Annotated in this window: 24 protein-coding genes; 18 read left to right on the top strand and 6 right to left on the bottom strand. The window is 73.7% G+C overall.

From position 1 onward, the window contains the following. Window positions 1–28: 28 nt before the first annotated feature. Both AC1DX8_RS04575 and AC1DX8_RS04570 read right to left on the bottom strand, forming a co-directional pair. Window positions 29–331 carry a hypothetical protein gene (locus AC1DX8_RS04575; protein ID WP_477628729.1) on the bottom strand — a complete coding sequence of 101 codons (303 nt, stop codon included), beginning with the start codon at window positions 329–331 and terminating at the stop codon, window positions 29–31. A 26-nt stretch (window positions 332–357) separates the two neighbouring features. Next, window positions 358–1149: an inositol monophosphatase family protein gene (locus AC1DX8_RS04570; protein WP_477628728.1), complete on the bottom strand. Its 792-nt coding sequence runs from the start codon at window positions 1147–1149 to the stop codon at window positions 358–360. Window positions 1150–1337: 188 nt separating this feature from the next. Between AC1DX8_RS04570 and AC1DX8_RS04565 the strand changes: the two genes are divergently transcribed. The 5 genes from AC1DX8_RS04565 to AC1DX8_RS04545 all read left to right on the top strand — a co-directional run bounded on the left by AC1DX8_RS04565 (window position 1338) and on the right by AC1DX8_RS04545 (window position 7500). Then, window positions 1338–2300 (top strand): hypothetical protein, encoded by a 963-nt coding sequence (locus tag AC1DX8_RS04565; protein ID WP_477628727.1) that lies wholly within the window; start codon window positions 1338–1340, stop codon window positions 2298–2300. 192 nt (window positions 2301–2492) lie between these two features. Further along, the gene (locus AC1DX8_RS04560) at window positions 2493–3605 is read left to right on the top strand and encodes a glycosyltransferase family 2 protein (RefSeq protein WP_477628726.1); all 1113 of its coding nucleotides are present in this window, start codon (window positions 2493–2495) and stop codon (window positions 3603–3605) included. 67 nt (window positions 3606–3672) lie between these two features. Then, the gene (locus tag AC1DX8_RS04555; RefSeq protein WP_477628725.1) at window positions 3673–5595 is read left to right on the top strand and encodes a glycosyltransferase; all 1923 of its coding nucleotides are present in this window, start codon (window positions 3673–3675) and stop codon (window positions 5593–5595) included. A 1-nt stretch (window position 5596) separates the two neighbouring features. Then, window positions 5597–6625, top strand: a complete 1029-nt coding sequence (locus AC1DX8_RS04550) for a lysylphosphatidylglycerol synthase domain-containing protein (protein ID WP_477628724.1) — start codon at window positions 5597–5599, stop codon at window positions 6623–6625. Next, window positions 6622–7500 carry a class I SAM-dependent methyltransferase gene (locus AC1DX8_RS04545; protein WP_477628723.1) on the top strand — a complete coding sequence of 293 codons (879 nt, stop codon included), beginning with the start codon at window positions 6622–6624 and terminating at the stop codon, window positions 7498–7500. Before AC1DX8_RS04550 ends, AC1DX8_RS04545 begins: the two co-directional genes overlap by 4 nt. A gap of 129 nt (window positions 7501–7629) precedes the next feature. On the opposite strand, the gene AC1DX8_RS04540 is transcribed toward AC1DX8_RS04545, so the two are convergent. Continuing rightward, window positions 7630–8331, bottom strand: coding sequence for a DUF3105 domain-containing protein (locus tag AC1DX8_RS04540; protein WP_477628722.1), 702 nt, complete (start codon window positions 8329–8331; stop codon window positions 7630–7632). Between the two features lie 90 nt (window positions 8332–8421). On the opposite strand from AC1DX8_RS04540, the gene AC1DX8_RS04535 reads away from it, so the two are divergent. Then, the gene (locus AC1DX8_RS04535) at window positions 8422–9354 is read left to right on the top strand and encodes a DNA-3-methyladenine glycosylase family protein (RefSeq protein ID WP_477628721.1); all 933 of its coding nucleotides are present in this window, start codon (window positions 8422–8424) and stop codon (window positions 9352–9354) included. Between the two features lie 205 nt (window positions 9355–9559). Here the strand turns inward: AC1DX8_RS04535 and cofE are convergent, their stop codons facing one another. Continuing rightward, window positions 9560–10606, bottom strand: a complete 1047-nt coding sequence (gene cofE / locus AC1DX8_RS04530) for a coenzyme F420-0:L-glutamate ligase (RefSeq protein WP_477628720.1) — start codon at window positions 10604–10606, stop codon at window positions 9560–9562. Window positions 10607–10609: 3 nt separating this feature from the next. Continuing rightward, complete coding sequence (cofD, locus tag AC1DX8_RS04525) at window positions 10610–11596, bottom strand: 2-phospho-L-lactate transferase (protein ID WP_477628719.1); 987 nt, start codon at window positions 11594–11596, stop codon at window positions 10610–10612. A 138-nt stretch (window positions 11597–11734) separates the two neighbouring features. Between cofD and AC1DX8_RS04520 the strand changes: the two genes are divergently transcribed. The 9 genes from AC1DX8_RS04520 (at window position 11735) to AC1DX8_RS04480 (ending at window position 20593) form a co-directional block, all read left to right on the top strand. Then, window positions 11735–12079, top strand: a complete 345-nt coding sequence (locus AC1DX8_RS04520) for a hypothetical protein (RefSeq protein ID WP_477628718.1) — start codon at window positions 11735–11737, stop codon at window positions 12077–12079. Between the two features lie 131 nt (window positions 12080–12210). After that, window positions 12211–12516 (top strand): hypothetical protein, encoded by a 306-nt coding sequence (locus AC1DX8_RS04515; RefSeq protein WP_477628717.1) that lies wholly within the window; start codon window positions 12211–12213, stop codon window positions 12514–12516. Beyond that, on the top strand, window positions 12513–13553 hold the full coding sequence (locus tag AC1DX8_RS04510) for an FAD:protein FMN transferase (protein WP_477628716.1): 1041 nt from the start codon (window positions 12513–12515) through the stop codon (window positions 13551–13553). The genes AC1DX8_RS04515 and AC1DX8_RS04510 overlap by 4 nt, the downstream gene beginning before the upstream one ends. Beyond that, a complete protein-coding gene (locus tag AC1DX8_RS04505) occupies window positions 13550–14110 on the top strand; it encodes a ferric reductase-like transmembrane domain-containing protein (RefSeq protein ID WP_477628715.1) in 561 nt (186 codons plus the stop codon). Before AC1DX8_RS04510 ends, AC1DX8_RS04505 begins: the two co-directional genes overlap by 4 nt. Continuing rightward, entirely contained in the window at window positions 14107–15219 is a 1113-nt protein-coding gene (locus AC1DX8_RS04500) for an NADH-ubiquinone oxidoreductase-F iron-sulfur binding region domain-containing protein (RefSeq protein WP_477628714.1), read from the top strand. Before AC1DX8_RS04505 ends, AC1DX8_RS04500 begins: the two co-directional genes overlap by 4 nt. Further along, window positions 15194–15433, top strand: coding sequence for a ferredoxin (locus tag AC1DX8_RS04495; RefSeq protein ID WP_477628713.1), 240 nt, complete (start codon window positions 15194–15196; stop codon window positions 15431–15433). The genes AC1DX8_RS04500 and AC1DX8_RS04495 overlap by 26 nt, the downstream gene beginning before the upstream one ends. 130 nt (window positions 15434–15563) lie before the next feature. Continuing rightward, a complete protein-coding gene (locus tag AC1DX8_RS04490; RefSeq protein ID WP_477628712.1) occupies window positions 15564–15857 on the top strand; it encodes a WhiB family transcriptional regulator in 294 nt (97 codons plus the stop codon). A 33-nt stretch (window positions 15858–15890) separates the two neighbouring features. Next, entirely contained in the window at window positions 15891–19106 is a 3216-nt protein-coding gene (locus AC1DX8_RS04485; protein ID WP_477628711.1) for a glycosyltransferase, read from the top strand. After that, on the top strand, window positions 19103–20593 hold the full coding sequence (locus AC1DX8_RS04480) for a DUF5719 family protein (RefSeq protein ID WP_477628710.1): 1491 nt from the start codon (window positions 19103–19105) through the stop codon (window positions 20591–20593). The genes AC1DX8_RS04485 and AC1DX8_RS04480 overlap by 4 nt, the downstream gene beginning before the upstream one ends. 63 nt (window positions 20594–20656) lie before the next feature. Here the strand turns inward: AC1DX8_RS04480 and AC1DX8_RS04475 are convergent, their stop codons facing one another. After that, a complete protein-coding gene (locus AC1DX8_RS04475) occupies window positions 20657–21103 on the bottom strand; it encodes a metallopeptidase family protein (RefSeq protein ID WP_477628709.1) in 447 nt (148 codons plus the stop codon). A 60-nt stretch (window positions 21104–21163) separates the two neighbouring features. Between AC1DX8_RS04475 and AC1DX8_RS04470 the strand changes: the two genes are divergently transcribed. From AC1DX8_RS04470 to AC1DX8_RS04460, 3 genes are read left to right on the top strand one after another with little or no spacing between them, the layout of a single operon-like run. Further along, on the top strand, window positions 21164–21547 hold the full coding sequence (locus tag AC1DX8_RS04470) for a DUF3499 domain-containing protein (RefSeq protein ID WP_477628708.1): 384 nt from the start codon (window positions 21164–21166) through the stop codon (window positions 21545–21547). Between the two features lie 19 nt (window positions 21548–21566). Beyond that, the gene (locus AC1DX8_RS04465; RefSeq protein WP_477628707.1) at window positions 21567–23009 is read left to right on the top strand and encodes a phosphomannomutase/phosphoglucomutase; all 1443 of its coding nucleotides are present in this window, start codon (window positions 21567–21569) and stop codon (window positions 23007–23009) included. Continuing rightward, window positions 23009–23209: a Trm112 family protein gene (locus AC1DX8_RS04460; protein WP_477628706.1), complete on the top strand. Its 201-nt coding sequence runs from the start codon at window positions 23009–23011 to the stop codon at window positions 23207–23209. Before AC1DX8_RS04465 ends, AC1DX8_RS04460 begins: the two co-directional genes overlap by 1 nt. Window positions 23210–23213 lie beyond the last annotated feature (4 nt).

Genomic DNA, 23213 nt, shown 5'->3' with positions numbered 1-23213 from the left:
CTGGGGCCTGACTGCCGGCTGCCTGACGTCAGGGTGCGAGCTGCCAGGTCGTCGTCGTGCCGTCGGGGCCGACCAGCGAGCCCGTGGCCAGGGCGCGCCGGATCAGCTCGCGCACCTGCTGTTCCTCCTCGACGGGGGCGTCGAAGTAGACCGTGACCACGGCCTCGTCCCCCGCGACCTCCGGACTGGTGAAGTGCTGCCACCGGCACGGCCCCTCGTGCTCCCAGTGGCCGCAGATGGCCGCGGTCACGGCCGCCCCGACCGCTGCCGGGTCGCCGACGAGACGGGTGACGCGCCCCACCTCGGTGTGGTCCCAGGTCCTCGAGGTCATGCCCCGAGCCTAGGCCGGGTGCGGGCTCAGGCCCGCTTGGCGAAGGCGTCGGCTGCGTGGCGACGCACCGCGGCATACGTCCCGCGGTCAGCGGCCACGATGATGCCTGGCGTGAGAACCGTTGGTGAGTAGGGCGTTCCGTCGGTGTGACCCGCGAAACCGCCGGCCTCGGTGACCATCAGCGTGCCGGGGGAGTGGTCCCACGGGCTGTTGCGGGCGTAGAGGATGTAGTCGGTGGCGCCCTCCATCAGCCGCGGGTAGTCCACCCCGCAGCAGACCCAGGACCCGACCAGTGCCGGCATCGACCCCAGCGAGTGCCCACGCAGGGGCCAGATCGAGGTGACACCGTGCGGAGGCACCCCGTCGGCCACCGGTTCGCGGACGACGCGCTCGCCGTTGCGCCAGACGCCGGCGCCCTTCTCCGCGACCCACGCCACCTCGTGCTCCGGCTGCCAGATCCAGGCCCGGACGGTCTCCCCGCGCACGACCTCACTCACCATGACGGCGTGGTCGGGGGAGCCGTGGACGAAGTTCTTGGTGCCGTCGACAGGGTCGACCGTGAAGGCGTGGTCGGCCGCGACGTAGCGGTCGAGGGTGGTCGGGTCGGCCGAGGTGAGCTCCTCGCCGAGGACGAACGCGTCGGGGAAGGCTGCCGACAGCTCGCGGGTGAGGATGGCCTCGGACTCCTGGTCGGCGATCGTGACGAGGTCGCCCGGGTTCTTCTCCATCACCTCCCCGTCGGCCAGGGAGCGGAACCGCGGCGTGATGACCTCCGCGGCGACGGTCTGCATCAGCTCAAGCACCTGTTGGGTGTCCACGACCCCACCGTTCCACACCGCCCGACCCGACGGTGACGGGGTCTCACCCCGCCACCGTCGAGTCTTTGAGCGATCCGACGGACCAGGACCCGTCGGATCGCTCAAAGACCCGCGGGCCCGGTCGGCCCCACGCCGGAACCTGTGGACAACTCGTCGGCCGACTCCCCGTTTCGCGCCACCGTGGTCCCGTGCCGGTCGACTGGGGGATGCTGCGCGGGCTCGCGAGTGCGCAGTGCGACCTGCTCACGCGGCGCCAGTGCCTCGAGGCGGGTATGTCGCTCGACTCGTTGGCATGGCGCGTCACCTCGGGGCGGTGGCTGCGCGTCCACGAGGGGGTCTTCCAGACCCGGCCCGGGCGCTCGGACTGGGACACCACGGCCATGGCCGGGCTCCTGTACGCGCTGTCCGGCGCCCGCGCCGCCGACGCCGCGTTGCGGGGGACGAGTGCGGCCCACGCCTGGGGGCTGGTGACCACCCCACCGGCGGTGCTCGAGCTGGTGGTGCCGCAGCGACGGTCGGTGGCTCGCCAGCCGGGGCTCGTCGTCCGGCGGTCGATGCGGTGGGACGACCTCGTCGACGACCGAGCCTTCCCCTGGCGGACGACCATGAAGGCAACCGTCCTCGACGTCGCGTCGGTCGGCACCCCGCTCGACGCGCTCGCGATCGTGGCCAAGGCCGTGCAGAAGGAGGTCGTGACGGCGCGCGAGCTGCTCGACGAGATGACCGCGCGGGGAGGGCACAAGCACTCGCGGATCCTGCGGTCTGCGTTGATGGACGTCGAGGACGGGGCCCAGAGCGCCGCTGAGCTCCTCTACATCCGCGACGTGGAGCGAGCTCACGGTCTGCCCGTTGCGGTGCGCCAGGCGCCCTCGCACGTGGGCAGGAGCCGGCTGCACGACAACGAGTACGTCGAGCAACGCCTCATCGTGGAGGTGGACGGACGGCTGGGGCACGAGCGGTGGGCTGACCGGGTCAGGGACGGGCGCCGGGACCGCCAGCTGTTGACGACGGCCCGGCTCACCACGCGGGTCTTCTTCGCCGACGTCGCCCTGGACCCCTGCCGGACCGCGGCCGAGGTCGGCGCCATCCTGACCGGTCGGGGCTGGGCGGGTCGGCCGAGGCGCTGCCGCCGGGCTGGCTGCTGCATCTGACCCGAGTCTTTGAGCGATCCGACGGACCAGGACCCGTCGGATCGCTCAAAGACTCGGGGGGTCGGGGGTGGGTCGGGGATGGGTCGGGGGTGGGTCGGGGGTGGGTCGGGGGTGGGTCGGGGGTGGGTCGGGACCGGGGGGTCGGCGCGGGTGACTCCGGGGCGGTGGGGTGACGGGTAGGCTCCTCGCGAGATGAGCGAGCACCCCAGCACCGGCCCAGCCGCCCCCGTCACGGAGCGCATTCCCGTCGACCCCCCGCAGGCGTCGTGGCCCGTGACGCCCCCGCCGCAGGCGTCGTCGCCCGCGACCGAGGCGATCGCCCCGGCCGCGCAGGCGCCGGTCCACCCGGCCGACGCGGCATACCTCCCGGCGGTCGAGCCGGCCGCCGCGCCGCTGCCCGGCGAACCGGGTCACGGCAAGCCCTACGTCACCATCGTCCTGCCCTGCTACAACGAGGGTGAACACGTGCTCCAGGAGATCGACCGCATCACGGCGGCGATGAACTCCAGCGAGTTCACCTACGAGGTGCTCTGCATCGACGACGCGTCGACCGACAACACCCTCGAGGTGCTCCAGCAGGCCAGCCGCGACTTCGCCAACCTCCGCGTGATGCCCTTCCGCCGCAACGGTGGCAGCGGCACGGCCCGCCGGATCGGCACCCAGCAGGCGTACGGCGAGATCGTCGTGTGGACCGACGCCGACATGACCTACGAGAACGAGCGGATCCCCGAGCTGGTGCGGATCCTGCGCGACGACCCGTCGTACGACCAGGTCGTCGGCGCGCGGACCACGGAGGAGGGCACCCACAAGTGGGCGCGCGTCCCGGCGAAGTGGCTGATCCGCAAGATCGCGGAGAAGCTCACCAACCAGACCATCCCCGACCTCAACTCCGGCCTGCGTGCCTTTCGCCGTGAGGTGTCGCTGCCCTACCTGCGGCTGCTGCCCCCCGGCTTCAGCTGCGTCACCACGATCACGCTGGCGTTCCTCTCCAACCAGCACGACATCAAGTACGTCCCGACGAGCTACGCCAAGCGGGCCGGCGTGAGCAAGTTCCACTTCGTCCGCGACGCCTACCGCTACATCCTCCAGGTCCTGCGGATGGTCATGTACTTCGACCCGCTCAAGGTGCTCATGCCGCCGGCCCTGTGGCTCATCGTCATCGGCGTCCTGAAGGCGGTGGTCGACATGGTGCGGCACCCGTTCTACTTCCCGGCGAGCACCGTGCTGCTCATCGTCAGCGGCATCATGATCGGTTCGCTGGCGTTGCTGTCCGACCTCGTCGTGCGTTCCCGGACCGGCGTGTGAGTACCCCCCGGTATGCCGGGTGCCCGGCCCGCGGGGGCACGCGCGGTCGGCGTTCCGGGGGCGCCCGGTGAGCCCCAGCGCGGCCCTCAAGGTGGCGGTCGTCGGTCCGACCCACCCGTACAAGGGTGGCGTGGCCGCGCACACCACGAGCCTGGCCCACGAGCTGGCCGAGGCCGGTCACGACGTGACCCTGGTGTCGTGGTCGCACCTCTACCCCTCCAAGCTCTACCCCGGTGAGCAGGCCGTGCCCGGGGGAGCGCCCGACGTGGAGCCGTTCCCACGCACGGTCCGCGCCCTCAGCTGGGCCAGGCCCGACACGTGGGTGCGCACCGGCCGCCGGCTCCGCGGCTTCGACGTCGTCGTGGTGGTGCACGTCATCCCTGCCGTCGTGCCCGCCCACCTCGCCCTCCTGCGGGCGGCCGGCGTCGGTCGCCGCTCGGTCCAGCGAGGGACCGCCCACGCCGGTCCGCGCACCGTGGTCATCGCCCACAACGTGCTGCCGCACGAGACGCACCCGGGCGACCGCGAGCTGATGAAGCAGTTCCTCGAGCGGGTCGACTCCGTGCTGGTGCACAGCGACGAGCAGGCCAGGCTGGCCTACGAGCTGGGGGCGCCCCGCGTGTCGGTGACCGACCTGCCGCCCCACCTGCCCGGGGGAGCGCCGGTCGACCGGGTCGAGCACGACGGCCCGCCGCGGCTCCTCGCGCTGGGCATGGTCCGCGACTACAAGGGCGTCGACCTGCTCATGGAGGCACTGGCCGAGGTGCCCGGCCCCACCCTGACCGTCGCGGGGGAGATGTGGGGGTCCAGCGGCGAACGCGTCAAGGAGCTCGCCCAGGACCCGCGCCTGCGCGACCGCGTCGAGGTCCACGGCGGGTACGTGCCCGCGGACCGGCTGGCTCCGCTGTTGGCCTCGCACGACGTGCTGGCCCTGACCTACCGCAGCGCCACGGCGTCCCAGAACGCCCTGCTCGGCCAGCAGCACGGGCTTCCCGTGCTCGCCTCCGACGTCGGCACGTTCGGCGGTCAGGTGCGCGACGGCGTCGACGGCCTCCTCGTGACCCCGAACGACAAGGCGGCCCTCGTCGACGCGCTGCGGCGGCTCGCGCAACCGGGGCTGGCCGACCAGCTCCGCGCGCAGGTCCGCCCGCCCGACCTGTCGGGGCCGTGGGCGCGCTACGTCGGCACCATCGAGGCGCTGGCCGCAGTGGAGCCGGCGGCAGAGCCCGACGACGACGCGGATGATGACGCCGAGGCGCCGACCGGTGCGGCCGCGGTGGCTGGCCACCTGCGGCACCGGATGGCGAACACGGTGCGCGCCGTGGTCGCTGCCTCACGGCCCGAGGTCGAGCTCCGCCGCAGCGACCTGCCCGAGTGGGTGCGCGCCTCCGACGTCCTCGCCGACGGCCACGACGCCGACGACGCCAAGGCCCTCGCCCGCAGCCTCGGCCTCCCGCGGTGCAGCGACGGGATCGCCGCGTGGGCGGCCCTCGGGGCCCTTGCGGCCATCGTCCGGGTGCGCGACGACGGCCGCCGCAGTGCCGTCATCGTCGACGAGTCGGGCAGTCGGTCGCCGCTGTCGCGGTGGGCGCGGGCGATCGGGTTCGCGCCGGTGGAGCTGGAGCTGACCGGCCACCGGTCGAGCGTGGAAGTGCTTGACGTCGACACTGCGTCACTCGACGTGATCGTGCGGCTGCACCCGGGCGGCTGCGACGCCGACGACATCGACGAGGCGATGAGCCAGGCCTCGTGGGCCCTCAAGTCCGGCGGTCTGCTCTGCGTCACCCTGCCCATCGGCCATCCCGGCGCCGAGGGTGCCCTGGGGCCGGCCGACGTGCGTGCGGTCCTGGCGCGATCGCACGACTTCGGGTTCGTGCTCGTCGGCGACCTCGATGGCGACATCACCGGACGCATGCGCTCGGCGTCCGACACGTCCACCCGCACCGACGCGGCATACGGGCTGCTCCGGCTGACCCTGCGGAGGCGCTGACATGGCCCCGGCACCCACGCGCACCGCCTCCTCCACCCGCGCCCGGGTCTTCAGCGGGCTGCGGATCCTGTTGGCCCTGTTGGTCGTCACGGCGGTGACGGTGGCCGTCGCCAAGAACTGGCGCGAGGTGTCGGCTGACATCGGGCGGATCGACGCGGCGACGTTCGCCCTCGCCGCGGTGCTCGTCTGCCTGCCCCCGATCTTCACGGTGCTGGGGTGGCGGGTGCTCATGGCCGACCTCGGTTCGCCGCTGCACGTCGCCCCGGCCGGCGGCATCTTCTTCGTGGGCCAGCTCGGCAAGTACGTGCCGGGGGCCGTCTGGAGCATCGTCGCGCAGGCCGAGATCGGCGCCCGGCTGCACATCCCCCGCAAGCGCTCGGCGGTGGTCGCGTTCGTCTCCGTCGCGATGGCCGCCATCTGTGGGCTGATCGTGGGCGCTCCCGCCCTGCCGCTGCTGATCACCCGTGACGACTCGGCGGCGCGCACCGGCTGGGCGCTCCTGCTCGCGGTCCCGCTGCTGGCGGTGGTGCTCTGGCCGCCGTTGCTCAACTGGGGGATCGCCACCGTCCTGCGGGTGCTGCGCCGTGAGCAGCTCGAGCACCGCCTCTCCGGCCGGGCCGTGCTGACCGCGACGCTGTTCTTCATCGGGGCCTGGGTCTCCTCCGGGCTGCACGTGCTGGTGCTGGCCAGGGCCACCGGCGAGGACACCGGCACGGGCCAGCTGGTGCTGGCGAGCCTCTCGGGGTTCGCGCTGGCGTCGTCGATCGCGATGTTCAGCGTCGTGCTGCCGGCCGGCGTGGGTGTGCGCGAAGGAGTGCTGGTGCTGATCCTCGCGCCGGTGACCTCGACCTCCGCGGCCACCGCCGTGGTCGTGCTCTCGCGCTTCCTCACCGTGGCCGCGGACGTCGTGTTCGCCCTGGGTGGCTGGCTCTACGCGCGCTCGCACCACCTCGTCACCTCGCCGCAGGAGCGGGAGCACGACCACATCGAGATCGACCCCGACGTGGCCGCCGAGGAGACCAGCTCGTGAGTGCCGAGGGTGCGAGCCCCGACGGGCCCGTGTCGCCCGACTCACCCGACTCACCCGACTCACCGGAGGCGCCCGGCGGAGCCCTCGCCGGACGGGCCGAGCAGCTGGCCTACTCCGAGCTGATGGGGGCGATGCTCGACGAGCGCAAGCGTCGCCAGAAGGCCCAGAAGATCCTCGCCGTCGTCCGGCACGCGCTGGGGCGCGCCGACCTGGCCGGGTTGCGCGCCCTCGACGTCGGGTGCTCGGCCGGCTTCATCGCCGACGAGCTGGCCCTGGCCGGGGCGCACACCACGGGAGTCGACATCGACGAACCGGGGCTGATCGCGGCGCGGGCCCGGTTCGGGGACCGCGTCGAGTTCAGCCTGGCCCGCGGTGAGGCGCTCCCGTTCGAGGACGGCTCGATGGACGTCGTCGTCTTCAACCACATCTACGAGCACGTGGTCGACCCCGAGTCGGTGGTCGCCGACATCCACCGCGTGCTGAGCCCCACCGGTGTGCTGTACCTCGGGGTCGGTCACCGCTTCCAGGTCGTCGAGCCGCACTACAAGCTGCCGTTCCTGTCCTGGCTGCCCCAGCCCGCGGCCGACCGCTACATGCGGCTGACCGGTCGCGGGGAGCACTACTACGAGCACTACTACACCCGGGCCGGGCTGCGCCGCCTCTTCGGCGCCTTCGACGTCTGGGACTACACGCTGCCGGTGCTCGCGGACAGCGCGGCCTTCGCCGGCACCGACCAGATCCCGGCGTGGGTGAGCCGGGTGCCCGGTCGCGTCCTCGAGGCTGCCGCGCCGATGGCGCCGACCTACATCTGGGCGGCCTTCAAGGACGCCCGACCGGCCGGACCCCCGCTGCGCCTCGACCCCCTCCAGCTCTGACGCCCCGCGGCCTCACCGCGGCACCGAACACCGCCCCGCGGCGTCGCGTCCTCACCGCAGAGACAGGTATGCCGCCCGCTCAGGCGAGCGGGCGGCATACCGGGGCGTGGCGGCCGGGGACCAGAGGGGTCAGGCGGCGCCCGGCTCCTGGGTGTCGGTCTTCGGGTACTTCTTCACGAAGTCGATGATGACCTGGCCGGAGAGGTCGCCGCAGAGCTGGCGGTGGCCGGCGTCCTTGGCCCAGTGCGACAGCGCGTAGGGCTTGCCGGCGGGGAACGCGCCCCGGCTGGGGTCCCACTCGACGACCTTGAACTTCCCGCTGGTCTCGGCGAGCTTGTTGGCCTGGTCGGCGACGTCCTTGAGGAGCGAGGTGTCCTTCACCTTGGTGCCGTCGTACCAGAGGATCGTGTAGCCGTGCTCCAGGTTGTGGACCAGCGTCTCGAGGACGGGACGGTCGGTGGCGGTGTAGAAGTCGCGGCCGCTGACGTCGGGGCTGACGAAGTGGGCGCCGTTGCTCGGCGGGATCGTCGTGTACTGCACCGAGGTCTGGTCGGGCTTCTGCGTGCCCGGCCCGACGTGCTCGCCCGAGCCGGACGCGGTGTCAGTGGTGACCGGGTCGCACTTGGCGGCTGCCACGGAGACGCCGAGGGCGGGGAGCTGCTTGCCCTTGGCGTCGTTGATCGCGTAGAGGACGACCCCCGTGAGACCGGCCAGCAGCACGAGGCAGCCGATGACGATGCCGACGACAACCTTCCGCTCCTTGGCCTTCTGCTGGTTCTGGATCTCGGCCAGTCGGGCCTTGCGGTCCTGGCTCGCGCGCTTGTTTGCCACGGGTTCCTCGGGGTCGTTCGGGGGCGGGTCGCGCAGAGTCTACGTGGCCCGCCTGCGGACTCTGTCACCCCAACGCGCGACACTGGCGGCATGTCCCCGACGGTCGAGACCACCCGCGTGTGGCGTCCCGGCCGGGCCACTGCCGTCGGACTGATCGTCTCGGCGTTCCGCCGCGGGGGAGGCGACCCGACCTTCCAGCCCGACCGTGGTGACGGTTGGTGGCTCGGCCTGCCGACGCCGGTGGGGCCGGCGACCCTGCGCCTCGAACAGCGACGCGATGTCGGTGAGGTGGTCGCCACGGCCTGGGGTGACGGGGCGCAGTGGGCACTCGACCAGGTGCCCTCGCTGCTCGGCGAGGACGATGACGACAGTGACTTCGTGGCGCACCACCCCCAGGTGGCCAGCGCCTGGAAGAGGTATGCCGCGTGGCACGTGCCGCGCTCCGGCCTGGTCATGCACGCCCTCGTGCCGGCCGCGATCGAGCAGAAGGTCACCGGCAAGGAGGCCTTCGGCGGCTACCGCACCCTCGTCCACCGGTTCGGCTCGCGGGCCCCGGGTCCGGGTGAACAGCGTCGGCTGTGGGTCGCCCCGACGGCGGCCCAGTGGGCCGCCATCCCGTCGTGGGACTGGCTGGCCGCATCGGTCGACGGCGCGCGGTCCGGCACCGTGGTCCGGGCGGCGAAGGTGGCCGGCCGCATCGAGGAGTGCGCCGGTCTGCCGCTCCCGGCCGCGCACCGTCGGCTGCGATCCGTCCCCGGCATCGGTGTGTGGACGGCGGCCGAGGTCGCCCAACGCGCTCTGGGTGACCCCGACTCCGTGAGCTTCGGCGACTACCACGTGGCCAAGGACCTCACCTGGGCCTTGCTGGGCGAGGCCCATGACGACGACGTCCTCGCCGAGCTGCTCGAGCCCTACCGCGGACACCGCTACCGCGTGCAGCACCTGCTCGGGCTGGCGGGGGCGGCCCGCCCCCGACGGGGTCCGCGCATGGCGCCGAGGACCCACCTCCCGACCCGCCGCTGACGGCCGTCACCTCTGACTAGTCACCCTGGACTTGTTGCGGTCTGGTGGGCACGGGACCGCTGGATCGGCGTCCCGGTGAGGATCTGCCGGCAACAGGTCGGGGCCCCGGGCGCGACCCAGGATGCGACTCAGGGCGCGACCCAGGATGCGACTCAGGGCGCGACCCAGGACCCGACCCAGGGCGCGACCCAGGACCCGGCGGTGGTCAGCGGTCGTGGACCTCGAGCCGGAGGTCGAGCCCGGCCACCTCGTCGGGGACCTCGGCCGTGAGCCCCTCGCCCCAGAGCGCCACCTCGAGCCGGGCCACGGCGATGCCGAGCTGGTATGCCGAGGGGCTGCTCAGGTGCACCTGCCCCCCGCCGTCGTGGTGGCCGACGTCGATGCCGACGTCCGGGGCGCCGAGCAGGGCCACGGCCACAGCCCGGTGCAGGCGGCTTGACACGTCTTCCGGGCCGACGGCGGGGATCCCGACCTGCTCAGCGGTGCCTTCCCCCGGCTCGACGCCGAGGGCGGCCCGGACGGCCTCGGCCCGGCCGTAGTCGAACCAGTCCTCGCGTCCGGTGCGGATCAACGCCCGGGCGCCCGCACCGCGCTCGGCACGCGCCCACGGGGTCCCTCGGACGACCGCGGCCGGGATCGCATCGGCCTTGCCCTTGACCAAGTCGGCGGCAGCAGCCAGCTCGTCGCCGACTGCGCGGGCCGTCACGGACAGCGGCTGGCCGTCGGCGTCCACGCCGCCGCGCAGGTCGTCGACGGCCACGACGCCCGCGGCGCCGAGGGCGAAGTCGGTCTGCCCGAACCGCCACGGCCTCCCCGCGGTGTCGCTCACCACCACGCCGATCCGCGACAGCCCGGTGGCGGCGAGCAGCGCCACCCGGAGGTGCTCCGCCTCGGCGTCCGGGTCTGCGGGCAGCAACAGCACCGCATCACGGCCCCCGGTGTTGGACGCGTCCACCCCGGCTGCGGCCATGATCGGCCCAGCCGTCGACTGCACGATCTGCGTCACCCGGTCGCCGGTCCTGCGTTCAGCCACCACCCGGATGGTCTGGCTGATCACCGCCGCGCCCTTGAGCTCCGTGTCGGCCCACAGGCCCAGCGCCTTCGAGACCACCTTGCTCGAGACGACGACGACGTCACCGTCGACGAGGGCCAGGTCCGCGGCGGCGAGGGACGCCAGGAGCAGCGCCACCAGGTCGTCACCGGCCTGGACCTCGGGCACACCGGTCACCGGCAGGATCGAGAGGGCCGGCACGGCTCAGGCGCCCCGGGTGGCGACGGCCAGCTCGAGCGCCAGGTCGAGCGCGGCCCCGGCGATCTCGGCCGCCGCACCGTTGTCGGTCATGAGCAGCGGCCGGCTGCGGACCGTGGCCCGGGGGAGCCGCACCGACGGCTCGTCCTCGGGCGAGACCAGCCAGCCGTCGAGGAAGTCCTCGTAGAGCCCTGCCACGGCGGCCGCCGTGGACTCGACGCCGATCGCGCGGAGACACGCGTCGGCGTGGCCACGCACCGGCATACCGCCGATGAGGGGGGAGACGCCGACGACGGGAGCAGCGGTGCCACGCAACGCATCCCGCACCCCCGGCACCCCGAGGATGATCCCGATGGAGACCACCGGGTTGCTCGGCGGCAGCAGGACGACGTCGGCACCGCGGATCGCGTCGAGCACGCCCGGTGCGGCCGTGGCGCGGTCCATGCCGACGGCCTGGAACCGTTGCGCCGGGATGGACGCCTGGTGGCGGACCCACCACTCCTGGAAGTGGATGGCGCGCTGACCCTGCTCGTCCTCGATGACCACGTGGGTCTCGACGGGGGAGTCGCTCATCGGCAGCAGGGTCACCCGCTGGTCGGGCAGGCCCCAGCGCGCCGCGAGGCGGGCCGTGACCTCGGAGAGCGACAGGCCCTGGCCCAGCCACTGGGAGCGGACGATGTGGGTGCCGAAGTCGAGGTCGCCGAGGCCGAACCACTGCGGCACCGCGCCATAGGCGGCAAGCTCGCCGAGCACCCGGTGGCTCTCGTCGGCCCGTCCCCAGCCCTGGGCCTCGTGGCTGCCGCCACCCAGGGTGTAGAGCAGCGTGTCGAGGTCGGGGCAGACCCGCAGCCCGAACAGGCTGATGTCGTCACCGGTGTTGCCGATGATGGTGAGCTCGGTGTCTGCGAGGACGGGGGAGTGGTCGAGGTGGGTGCGGAGGCCGCGCAGGAAACGGGCTCCTCCGACGCCACCGGCCAGTGCCGTGATGCGCATGTGCGCAGTCTTGCAGCAGGCGTCGGTCCGGACGCGGCGGGTCAGACCACCCGTCCTTCAGGTGGCTCACAGCAACGCTCAGGCTGCGCACAGCAACGCTCAGGTGGCGTACAGCAAGGAAGGCGCACCGTGGTCACCATGCCTCCCACCGACCCTCGACGTCTCGTTCGCCTGATCCACCGCGTCACGGCGGGAAGCCTCGTCGCGGCAGCCGTGGGGGCGGGCGTGGTGACCGTGCACCTCGCCGGCCACCACGCACGCAGGTTGGCCCACGCCGCCGCGGCCGACGTGGCCCGCCCCGCAGCCACTCCCGGGACGGCTCCGGCCACGACGTCAGCCAGGAATCCCGTCACCAGCCGGGCAGCGACCCGGCGGGCCAGGACCACGCCATCTCGCGCCACGAAGCCGACGCGGACCTTCCGCAGCGTCACCCCCGTCCAGCCCGCTCCGCAGCAGCCACAGGCCACGACGTCCGGCTCCTAGGCCCACAGGGTCTCCATGGCGTCCCCACGACCTCTCCACCACAAGGACCCGACAGACCCATGGGTGTGACACAGGAGAGACACAGCAGGGGCCGCCACGGTGGACGAACCCGACCAGAGAAGGACCTTCCGATGACTTCCCCGCACAGCCCGCTCACCCTCGTCCGCCGCTGGAGCGCCGGCGCCCTGCTCGCCGCGGCCCTCAGCGCCGGGGTCGTCGGCGTGCACCTGGCCGACCAGGCGCAGACGACCACGAGCGCAGCCGGGACGTCCACGTCCCAGGGCACGTCCGTCGACCCGTCCGCGAACTCAGCGGGGTCGTCGGCGTCCTCGGGGTCGGCGTCCTCGGGGTCGTCGTCGAGCAGCTCGAGCTTCGGAGCGGTGCAGGGCGTCACCTCGGGCTCAGGCTCGTCGCAGTCGAACTCGAGCGGGTCGTGACCGCCGACGTGGGGGCCGTCCCCCAGCACGCGATCACGGCGTCCGCGGCGTTCGACGCCATCGGCACCCGTCACCAGCTGGTCGTCACGCGACCGGAGGTCCTGGGCGAGGCCATCGTCATCGCTCGCACGCACCTCGCCGACCTCGACCTCGCCGCCAGCCGCTTCCGCGCCGACTCCGAGGTCAGTGCCCTGGCGCGCCTCGCCGCCAACCGCGAGGCGGCGGCGCTGGTCTCGTCGGTCCTGGCCGACACCCTGCAGGCGGCGCTGCGAGCAGCGGCCCTGACCGACGGCCTGGTCGACCCCACCGTCGGTGGTGCCGTCATCGCCTCGGGGTACGACGCCGACCTCGACGTGGTGCGCGCCCGCGAGGCGGTCCCCGGTCGCGAGGCGGTCCCCGGTCGCGAGGCGGTGCCCGGTCGCGAGGCAGTGTCCGGTGACGACGACGCCCGCGCGGTCCCGCTCGTCGTCCCGGGGTGGCGCAGCCTCCGCCTCGATGTCGACGCCCGGTGCGTGCGCGTCGACCCGGGCACGGTCATCGACGTCGGTGCCAGCGCGAAGGCGCACGCCGCCGACACCATCGCGCGGGCGCTCGCCGCGCGCTTTCCCGGCGGGTTCCTCGTCAACCTCGGTGGCGACATCGCGGTCTCCGGAGAGCTGCCGACCGACGGCTGGCAGATCGGGATCGAAGGCACCGACGGCGACGTCCGCCAGGTGGTCAGCAGCCTCGGCCAGGCCTTCGCCACGTCCTCCACGCGCAAGCGCACCTGGTCCAAGGACGGTGAGTCCCACCACCACATCGTCGACCCGCGCACCGGACGCAGCGCCCCGGTCGTCTGGGAGCAGGTCACCTGCGCGGCCACGAACGCCCTCGAGGCCAACGCCGCGTCCACCGCCGCAGTGGTGCTCGGGCTCGCGGCGCCCGCCTGGCTGGAGGCGCGCGGCATACCGGCGCGGCTCGACGCGGCCGATGGCGGCCCGGTGGTCACCACGCCGGGGTGGCCCACGCCCGTGCCCCCGGCGCGGAGCGCGGCATGAACGAGCTGCTGTGGTTTCTCTCCCGAGCCACGGGGACCGTGAGCATCGTGCTCCTCACGGCCGTGCTGGTGCTCGGCGCGCTGACCGCCGGCCGACGCACTCGCGCGGTCAGCCAGACCGTGGTCGTCGGGCTGCACCGCACCCTGGCCCTCGGGACGTCGGCATTCCTCCTCGCGCACATCGCGACCGCCATCGTCGAGACCTATGTGAGCATCGACTGGATCTCGGCGTTCGTGCCGTTCACCGCCGGCTACCAGCCGTGGTGGGTGGGCCTCGGCACCCTCGCGTTCGACCTGATCCTGGCCGTGGTGGCGACGTCGTTGCTGCGGCACCGCCTCTCGCGACGAGTCTGGAGAGGCGTCCACCTCCTCGCGTTCGCCCTGTGGCCGATGGCCCTGGTCCACGGCTATGCCATGGGCACGGCCAACGAGCCGCTCCTGCGCGCCGTCCCCGTGGCGTGCGCCGTCGTGGGCGGGGTCAGCCTCCTGTGGCGCGCGTTCTCCACGCACGCCGACCGCGCCCGCCGCCAGGCGATCGTCGGCCAGGAGTGGTCATGACCCAGGACCTCGTCGAGCTCCTCGACCGCGCCGGGCTCACCGGCCGTGGCGGCGCCGCGTTCAGCACCGCCACCAAGCTGCGCGCAGCACGGGACCACCGCGCCTCCCTCATCGTCAACGCGTGTGACGGGGAGATCGGCGCGGCCAAGGACGGCTACGTCGTCGCCGAGCACCTCGACGCCCTGGTCCGTGGCGCCAAGCTCGTCGCCGGTCGCCGCCGGGTCCGGTATGCCGCCCACCGCGGCTCCGCGACCGAGGCACGACTGCGTGCTGCCGGGCTCGACGTGCTGTCGGCCCCCGCGCGCTACGTGGCCTCGGAGGAGACCTCGCTGATCTCCCTCGCCCAGGGAGGCTTGGCCCGTCCGATGACCAAGCGCGCACCCTTCGTCCGCGGCGGTGCGGACAGCGAGGGCCGCCGCATCCGGCCGACCCTCGTCCTCAACGCCGAGACCGTGTGGCGGGTGGCCCAGGTCGTCGACCACGGCCCGGACTGGTTCCGCAGCCAGGGCCTTCCCAGCGAGCCCGGACCGCGCCTGGTCGCGGTGGGTGGAGCGGTCGCCCGCCCCGGGGTCCTCGACGTCGTGACCGGTGCCGCGCTCGCCGACATCCTCGACGTCGCGGGCGCCGAGCCCGGTCCCGTCGTCGTCGGAGGGCTCGGCGGCGTCCTGCTGAGCCGGCGGGAGGCCCTGCGGACCGTGTGGTCCTCGGCCGCCCTCGCGGAGTTCGGTGGCCGGACTGGTCCCGGGGTGGTCCACGTGTTCGACGAACGAGCCTGCCCGGTCGAGGAAGTGGGTCGGTGGCTCGACTACGCGGCGGGGGAGAGCGCTGGGCAGTGCGGTCCGTGCATGTTCGGGCTGCCGTCCGTGGCCGCCGACTGGCACGACCTCGCGGCAGGCGGCCCTGAGGGGCAGCAGGCCCGTCGACGGCTCTCGAAGCGCGCGCGGTCCCTGGTCGATCGTGGTGCGTGTCGGTTCCCCGACGGGGTCGCCGGGTTCGCCACCTCGGCCCTGCGGGTGCTCCACGACCACCTTGCCGAGCACGCCAGCGGTCGCTGCAGTGCCCACCACGACGTCAGGAAGACCGATGCGCAGCACTCCTTCACGCACTGACCCGACGGGAGGGCTGCGGGTCGACCGGGTCCGCTGCACCGGCCACGGGATCTGTGCCAGCCTGCTCCCGGGGACGGTCCGGCTCGACGAGTGGGGATACCCCCTGGTGCTCGACCGGGCGGCGGGAGGGACCGACGACGGTGAGCAGGCCCGGGCCGCCGCCATCCGCCTCTGCCCCGCCATGGCCCTGTACCGCACCTCTAGCGCCAGGTGAAGAGGCGTTATCAAGGTTCAGCCGATCGGGCAAATATCAGACTTCCGCTTGACGAACCACGTATGACACGCGTGTAATTCCATTGTTGTGATCGCACTGGGTCACACACCGTGTCACACCAGTTGGTCACATGGCGGCGCACCGGGTCGAGGAGGAAGCCGTGCAGGAACTTCAGTTGGTCACCTTTGAAGGTGGCGAAGAGGTGGAGATGTCGTGGCAGGAGCGTTCGCTCTGTGCCCAGACGGACCCCGAGGCGTTCTTCCCTGAGAAGGGCGGTTCGACCCGAGAGGCCAAGAAGGTCTGTGTCGGGTGCGAGGTGCGGGCCGAGTGCCTGGAGTACGCCCTCGCGCACGACGAGCGGTTCGGCATCTGGGGGGGCCTGTCCGAGCGGGAGCGCCGCAAGCTCAAGAAGCGTGCGGTCTAGTCGCCGACGTGGCGACTCCCTCGTGACCAGCGCATGACGCTTGCCCCGCCCCATGACGTGACGGACCCCGCAGGACCTCCTGCGGCGGTCGCGACGGTGACGGCGGTGCTGGTCCTGCGGGGCCCCGCCTCGGCGCTCCCGGAGACCCTCGACTCCCTCGCGCGCCAGACGCGCACCCCAGACCGGCTCGTGGTGGTCGACCCCGGCGTGGACGGCAACGCCGTCGAGACCGTGCGGGCCCACCGCGGGATCGCCGAGGCCATCGGCTCGATCAGCTTCGTGACGGTCCCCGGCGCGGCCTCCCTCGCGTGTGCCGTGCGGTCGGCGCTCGCCCAGGACGTCACCGACGTGGACGCGACGGACCGGGACGCGGCCGACGCGGCCGACGCGGCTCGCACCGTCACCCACGTGTGGGTGCTCACCTCCGACAGCGCCGCCGCCCCCATGACGCTGGCCCGCCTGCTCGACGCGGTGCGCCGCAGCCCCTCGGTCGGGGTGGCCGGTCCCAAGCTCCTCGACTGGACCCGCGCCGGCGCCCTGCGGTCCGTGGGCCTGCAGCTGACCCGCAGTGGGCGGGTCATCCCGTCGCCTGCGCCCGGCGAGCCCGACCAGGGCCAGTACGACCGCCGCACCGACGTGCTCGCGATCCGTGCCACCGGGATGCTGGTCGAGCGCGGCCTGTTCGACGGGCTCGGCGGTCCGGAACGCGCGTTCGGTGACTTCGGTGCCGACGTGGACTTCTCGTGGCGGGCCCAGCAGTCCGGCCGGCGGGTGGTCGTCGTGCCCCGCGCCACCCTGCGCACCGGCGCCGAGGGGGGCCCGGACGACGTCGCGCCGCTCGACTCGCCCACCCGGATGCGGCGCCAGGCGCGTCGCGTCGCGCTCGCCCGGTGCGCCTGGTGGTCGCTGCCCCTGCTCGCCGCCTGGATCGTGCTGACGAGCACGGTGGCCGCGCTGGCGCTGCTGCTCGCGAAGCGCCCCCGCGCCGCCTGGGCCGAGTTCTCCGACATCGGCGCCGTGCTCACGCCCGTCCGGGTGCTGGGCGCGCGGTGGCGCTCCCGCGGCACCCGCCAGGTGCGGCGCCGCGACCTGCAGGGGTTGTTCGTCCCGCCCCGCACGGTGCTGCGGCACACCACCGACCTCATCCACGACGAGGTCGCGCTGACGCCCGGCGAGGCCGACTCGGCCCGCGCCGCCGCGATCGAGTCGGGTCCGGTCTCCGACGAGGCGCAGGACCTCAACGTCCTCGGCGCCACCCTGGCCTCACGGGCGGCGCGCAACCCGGGGCTGCTGGTCGTGCTGGCCATGGTGGTCGTGTCCGCGCTGGCCACCCGCCGGTTCGGGGGCAGCTTCAGCGACCGACTCGACCACGGCCTCACGGGCGGCGAGACGGTCGGGGCGCGTGCGGGGGCGGCCACCCTCTGGCACACCTGGCTCGACGGCTGGCACGGCGCCGGTCTCGGGGTCGGTGGCGAACAGGGGCCCCACCTCGCCGTACTGGCCGGGCTCTCGTGGGTCGTCGCCCACCTGCCCCTCCTCGGCGCTCCCGCGTCGCCGGCCGGGTCCGTGGTGACCCTGCTGGTGACCTTTGCGCTCCCGCTGGCCACGCTGACGGCATACCTCGGCGCGCGGGTCGTGACCCACTCGCGGCTGCCCCGCGCGCTGGCGGCCGTGGCGTGGTCCACGACCGCGGTGCTGGCCACGGCGGTCGCCTCCGCCCGCGTGGGGGCCATCGTCGCGGCGGTACTGCTGCCCCTCGTCGCGGCCGGGGTGACACTCGCCGGTCGGCGCGGCGGCACGACCACCGCCACGGCGGCGACGGTCCTGGCCGCCACCGTCCTGGGCGCCTTCGCCCCTGCCCTGCTCGTCCTGGTCGTCCTGTGCGGCCTCGGGGTGGTGCTGGCCGGTCACGGCTGGGCCCGGGTGCGTGGCCTCGCGATCGTCGTCGGGCCCGTCCTCCTGCTCGGGCCGTGGGTCGCCACCCTGGTCGAGCGACCCGCGCTGGTGTTCACCGGGCCCGGGCTCTCGGTCTGGGGCAGCGACCAGGCCGAGACCTGGCAGATCGCCCTGCTCCACCCCGGTGGCCCCGGGTCCTACCCCGTGCTGCTCTCGGTGCCCCTCGTGGTCGCCGGGCTGCTGGGACTCCTGCGGTCGGGCCGCCGTGGCCGCGCCGCGAGCGTCGTGGCCGTCGTGGGCCTCGTCGGGCTCGCCTACGCCGTGGTCGCTCCGCGCCTCCACCTCGGCTTCGTGCCCCAGGGTCTCCCCGAGGCAGGTCGCCCGATCACCGCGTGGGCGGGGACGGGCCTGCTCGTCCTCTCGATGGCCCTCCTCGCTGCGGCGTTGATGGGGGCCGACGGGCTGGCCGTGAGCCGCGCCCGGGGCGGGTGGCAGGCACTGGCTCGCTGGCCGGTTGCCGGTGCCCTCGTCGCCTCCGTGCTCGTCAGTGGTGGCTGGCTCACCTGGCGCACCGTCGGCGACCAGCTCTCTGCGTGGCAGGACCCTCGTCCGGCGGTGGCGGTCGACCAGGCGGACAGCGGGATCGCCAACCGCATGCTGCTCCTCACGCCCGAGGGCGAAGGGTTGACCTACCAGCTGCTCGGTCGCGAGGTCTCCGACGTCGTGCGCGCGCTGCCCACCCCGGCCTCGCTGCGACCCAGCAGCGCACCCCTGGCCGCGTCGGTCGGTGAGCTGTTCGCCCAGGGCACCGCGCCCGGTGCCCTCACCCCGGCCGCCGACCTGTCCGACCAGGCCGTGGGCTTCGTCGGGCTGCGGACCGACGCCACCGACCCGCGCATCCGCGCCCTCGACGCCACCGCCGGCCTCAGCCGCCTCGGCGAGCACGACGGGGTGACCTTCTGGCGGGTGCTGCCCGGAGGGGGTGGCACGGCCGACGACGCCGTCGCGCCGTCCCGGGCCCGGATCGTCACCAGGTCCACCGAGCAGGCCGTGCCGGTGACCGGAGCCCACAGCGCCCTCGACGTGCGGTCGGTGGTGCCGACCGGTGCCACGCTGGTCCTGGCCGAGACCCCCGACTGGGTGCGCCACGCTCGCGTGAGCGTCGACGGACACGTCCTGGCCCCCAGCGGCGACAGCGCGAGCTACGCCCTCCCCGCGGGACCGGCGACGATCTCCGTCGAGGTGCTCCCGACCAGCTCCACGTGGCGCTACGCCCAGGGTGTGCTGCTGCTCCTCGTCGTCTTCCTGGCGGTGCCGTTCGGCAACCGCTCCTCGAGGAGGAGGCGCCCGTGAACCTCTCGGCCAGCGGCATGCTGCGCACCACGCTCGTGACCGTGGCGGGTGTCGGCATCGTCCTCGGCGCCGTGCACAGCCAGGGCGCGGTGGCGGTGGGTGCCGACGACGGCGCCGAGCGGGCCACGCCCGGCGCCACCTCCGCCGTGCGCAGCGCATCGCTCGTGTGCCCCGGGCCCGAGCTCAAGGGGGTGCCGGGCGTGGACGACGCCGACGTCGGGGTGCGGGTGGCCGCTGCCTCGGCACCGCTGCGGGCCCTCACGGGGGTCACGCCGGCGCCCGCGCCGGGTCGCCTCGCCTTGAGCCGTATGCCGAAGGGCGCGCTCGCCGCGCCCGTGACCTCCCGGGCCAGCACCGTCTCCGCCGACCAGGACGGCGCCGCGGGCGTGCTCGTCACGGCGACCGAGTCGATGGCCGCCGGGGTGGCGGCCGCACAGGGTTGGCTGGTGCCGACCGGGGACCTGCGTTCGCTCGGCAGCGCCGCCTGCGGTCAGCCGGGGGCGGAGTTCTGGATCGCCGCCGGTGGCGGTGACGCGGGCCGCCAGGAGCGGCTGGTGCTCACCAACCCGGGTGGCAACCCGGTCACCGTCGACGCCACACTGCACGGCCCCGACGGCACCGTCTCGTCGCCCACCGGCAAGGGCATCCTCGTGCCGGCCCACGGCCGCTCCTCCTTCCTCCTCGACTCCATCTCGGGCGACATCGCCAGTCCCGTCGTCCACGTCGTGGCCGAGGGCGGGGTGGTCGGCGCGTGGGTCAACGACTCGTGGCTCGACGGCACGAGGTCCGGCGGTGCGGACGATGCGGCGCCGGCTGCCCTCCCGTCCCGCGACCAGGTGATCCCGGCGGTGTCGGTCAACGGTCGGTCGGTGCTGCGCGTCGCGGTGCCCGGCAGCTCCGAGGCCGTCGTCCAGGCGCGGGTGCTGACCGCCGACGGCCCCCGCGCCCTCCCTGGTGGGGGAGTGATCCGGATCGACGGCGGCGCCGTCCGCGACATCGACCTCTCCAAGCTCGGCATCGCCAACGTCGGCATCCAGGTGCGCGCCGACGTGCCCGTCGTGGCCGCAGCGCTCGTGACCCGAGGCCAGCCCGGGCAGCCCGGCGACCTCGCCTGGGCCTCGTCGACCCCGCCGATCACCGGCGTCGCAGGCCTCCCGCTGACGACACCGAACGAGGGCGACATACCGATCCGGCGCTACCTCTCCCTCACCTCCTCGGGCGACGCCAGCGGGGTCGAGGTGGTGACCGTCGACGCGCAGGGCGTCGAGACCTCGCGCCGCCCGGAGGTCGGGGTCGATGCGTCAGCCCTCCTCGACGTCACCGGCGCGAGCTCGGTCTGGGTGCACCGCGTCTCGGGCGCGGGCCGGGTGCGGGCAGGAGTCGTGGCGCTGCGGCCCGACCCGCAGGGGTGGCTCATCTCGGTCACGCCGTTGCGTGACACGGTGCTCCGCACCACCTCGGTGGGCCTGCGTCAGGTCTCGCCCTAGCGAGGCACGCCGGCACCCTGGGACGTGCGACGTGCGCCCGGCCCCACCGGGCACCGCCCGGGCTCAGCTGCCGTCGTCGTAGCGGGGGTCGAGGTCGCCCGGTGGCAGGTTGAACAACGCCGCCACCTGCTCCACGACGACGTCCTGCACGATCGCCGTCAGGTCCCGCTGGCTCTCGGCCCGGGCCTCGATCGGCCTGCGGTAGATGACGATCCGGGCCGGTGTGCGGCCGTGGGCGGGGAACGCCCGACCCAGCGGGGCCCCATCGCGCTCCCACGGGGCGGGGTCGGTCGGGGGCACGTCCTCGACCGCGAACTCGACCTGGGAGAACCGCGGCCCCAGCCGGCCTTCGAGGCGGGCGGCGCTGTCGAGCACCAGGTCGTCGAACTGCTGGCGACGGGTCGTCATGGCCGGGACCGCCGGCCAGGCCAGCGGACCTCGCACCCCACGGCCGCGGCGGTCCCGACGGGCGGCCCGGGAGGGGCGCGGAGGGATGCCGGCCGAAGTCACGCTCGCAGCCTACGGCGTGCCGAGCCGGAGACCCCGCCGTGCTGGCATAGAGTCCGCGACGTGAGTCTGTCCAGGAGGTGTTCCCGCACCGCGTGCTCGAAGCCTGCCATCGCGACACTCACCTACGTCTACGGCGACCAGACCGCAGTGGTCGGCCCGCTCGCCACCTTTGCCGAGCCCCACACCTACGACCTCTGCGCCGCCCACGCCGAAGGCCTGACCGCTCCGCGCGGCTGGGAGATCGTGCGCCTGTCGGGCGAGTACGTCGAGCCGGAGCCGTCGCACGACGACCTCCTGGCGCTGGCGAACGCCGTGCGCGAGGCGGGCCGTCCCCGGCTGGGCGAGACCGCCCCGCAAGCCCCCCGCAGGCCCGCCGACGAGGATGCCTCCGGAGCGGTCGAGACGGGTCGCCGAGGACACCTGCGCGTCCTGCGCGATTCCTGAGACCGCTAGGGTTTCGAGCGTGCCGAAACCCGTGCTCTCCGACTTCGTCAAGGCCTACGACGTGCGTGGCGTGGTCCCCGACCAGCTGAACGTCGACGTGGCCTGGGCGCTGGGAGCCGCGTTCGCGCAGACCGTCATCACGCCCGAGGGCGCCCCCGGCGTGGTCATCGGCCACGACATGCGCCCGTCCTCGCCGGAGCTGTCCCGGGCGTTCGCGGCAGGGGTGACGGCCCAGGGCCTCGACGCCACCCTGATCGGGCTGTGCAGCACCGACGGTCTCTACTACGCCAGCGGAGCCCTCGACCTGCCCGGCGCGATGTTCACGGCGTCGCACAACCCGGCCCAGTACAACGGCATCAAGCTGTGTCGCGCGGGCGCTCGTCCCGTCGGCCAGGACTCCGGGCTCGCCGACGTCAGCGCCCTCGCCCAGCAGCTGCTCGACTCGGGCACCAGCGCCGCGCCGCTGCCCGGGCCGGTGGGCACGGTGGTCGAGCGCGACGTGCTGGCCGACTACGCCTCCTTCCTGCGCGGCCTGGTGGACCTGTCCGGTGGTCGGCCGCTCAAGGTCGTCGTCGACGCCGGCAACGGGATGGGTGGCTACACGGTCCCTGCGGTGCTCGGCACGGCGTGCGGGCTGCCGGCCCTCCCGCTCGAGGTCGTGCCCCTCTACTTCGAGCTCGACGGCACGTTCCCGAACCACGAGGCGAACCCCCTGGAGCCGGAGAACCTGCGCGACCTGCAGGCAGCCGTCGTCGAGCACGGCGCCGACCTCGGGCTCGCCTTCGACGGCGACGCCGACCGGTGCTTCGTCATCGACGAGCGCGGCGAACCGGTCAGCCCGAGCGCCGTCACGGCGCTCGTCGCCACCCGCGAGATCGCCAAGCAGGTCGCCGCAGGGTCGGCCGCCGCCGACGTCGCCGTGGTCTACAACGTCATCTCCTCGGTCGCCGTCCCCGAGATCATCGCCGAGCAGGGTGCCCGCGGTGTCCGCACCCGGGTCGGCCACTCGTTCATCAAGGCCGAGATGGCGCGCGAGAACGCCGTCTTCGGGGGCGAGCACAGCGCGCACTACTACTTCCGCGACTTCTGGTTCGCCGACACCGGCATGCTCGCGGCCATGCACGTCCTCGCTGCCCTGGGCGAGCAGGCCGAGCCGCTCAGCCGGCTCACCGCGGCATACAGCCGGTATGCCGCCTCGGGCGAGATCAACTCGACCGTCGCCGACGCCGCGGCCGCCACGGCGACGGTGCGGGACTGGGCGGTCGAGCGGGGCGCGGAGCTCGACGAGCTCGACGGGCTCACCGCGACCCACGCGGCGACCGACGACGAGCCCATGTGGTGGCTGAACCTGCGGGCCTCCAACACCGAACCGCTGCTCCGGCTCAACGTCGAGGCGGCCGACCAAGACACGATGAGCCAGGTGCGAGACGATGTGCTCGCACTGGTGAGAGGAGAAGGCTGATGTCGCAAGGACAGGAAGTCCGGATCGAGCCGTGGCTGCGGGAGATCCTGCGGTGCCCGGCCTGTCGGTCCGAGCTCAGTGACGCGACCGTCGAGGGCAAGCCCGAGCTCCACTGCACCAACGCCGAGTGCGGCCTGCAGTACCGCATCGACGACGGCGTGCCGGTGCTGCTCGTCGACGAAGCCCGCAAGCCGGTCTGACGGC

This window comes from Pedococcus sp. P2_A3 (assembly GCF_056405035.1).
The sequence above is the reverse complement of the archived record's forward strand: the minus strand, read 5'-3'. Positions and strand labels throughout refer to the sequence as shown.

Bases quoted from the DNA above. Each gene is read 5' to 3' on its own strand.
- AC1DX8_RS04485 (WP_477628711.1), top strand. From the start codon at position 15,891: ATGACGCTTGCCCCGCCCCATGACGTGACGGACCCCGCAGGACCTCCT.
- AC1DX8_RS04535 (WP_477628721.1), top strand. From the start codon at position 8,422: ATGTCCCCGACGGTCGAGACCACCCGCGTGTGGCGTCCCGGCCGGGCC.
- AC1DX8_RS04460 (WP_477628706.1), top strand. From the start codon at position 23,009: ATGTCGCAAGGACAGGAAGTCCGGATCGAGCCGTGGCTGCGGGAGATC.
- AC1DX8_RS04560 (WP_477628726.1), top strand. From the start codon at position 2,493: ATGAGCGAGCACCCCAGCACCGGCCCAGCCGCCCCCGTCACGGAGCGC.
- AC1DX8_RS04575 (WP_477628729.1), bottom strand. From the start codon at position 331: ATGACCTCGAGGACCTGGGACCACACCGAGGTGGGGCGCGTCACCCGT.
- AC1DX8_RS04495 (WP_477628713.1), top strand. From the start codon at position 15,194: ATGCGCAGCACTCCTTCACGCACTGACCCGACGGGAGGGCTGCGGGTC.
- cofD (WP_477628719.1), bottom strand. From the start codon at position 11,596: ATGCGCATCACGGCACTGGCCGGTGGCGTCGGAGGAGCCCGTTTCCTG.
- AC1DX8_RS04490 (WP_477628712.1), top strand. From the start codon at position 15,564: ATGGCGGCGCACCGGGTCGAGGAGGAAGCCGTGCAGGAACTTCAGTTG.
- AC1DX8_RS04515 (WP_477628717.1), top strand. From the start codon at position 12,211: ATGACTTCCCCGCACAGCCCGCTCACCCTCGTCCGCCGCTGGAGCGCC.
- AC1DX8_RS04500 (WP_477628714.1), top strand. From the start codon at position 14,107: ATGACCCAGGACCTCGTCGAGCTCCTCGACCGCGCCGGGCTCACCGGC.
- AC1DX8_RS04550 (WP_477628724.1), top strand. From the start codon at position 5,597: ATGGCCCCGGCACCCACGCGCACCGCCTCCTCCACCCGCGCCCGGGTC.
- AC1DX8_RS04505 (WP_477628715.1), top strand. From the start codon at position 13,550: ATGAACGAGCTGCTGTGGTTTCTCTCCCGAGCCACGGGGACCGTGAGC.
- AC1DX8_RS04520 (WP_477628718.1), top strand. From the start codon at position 11,735: ATGCCTCCCACCGACCCTCGACGTCTCGTTCGCCTGATCCACCGCGTC.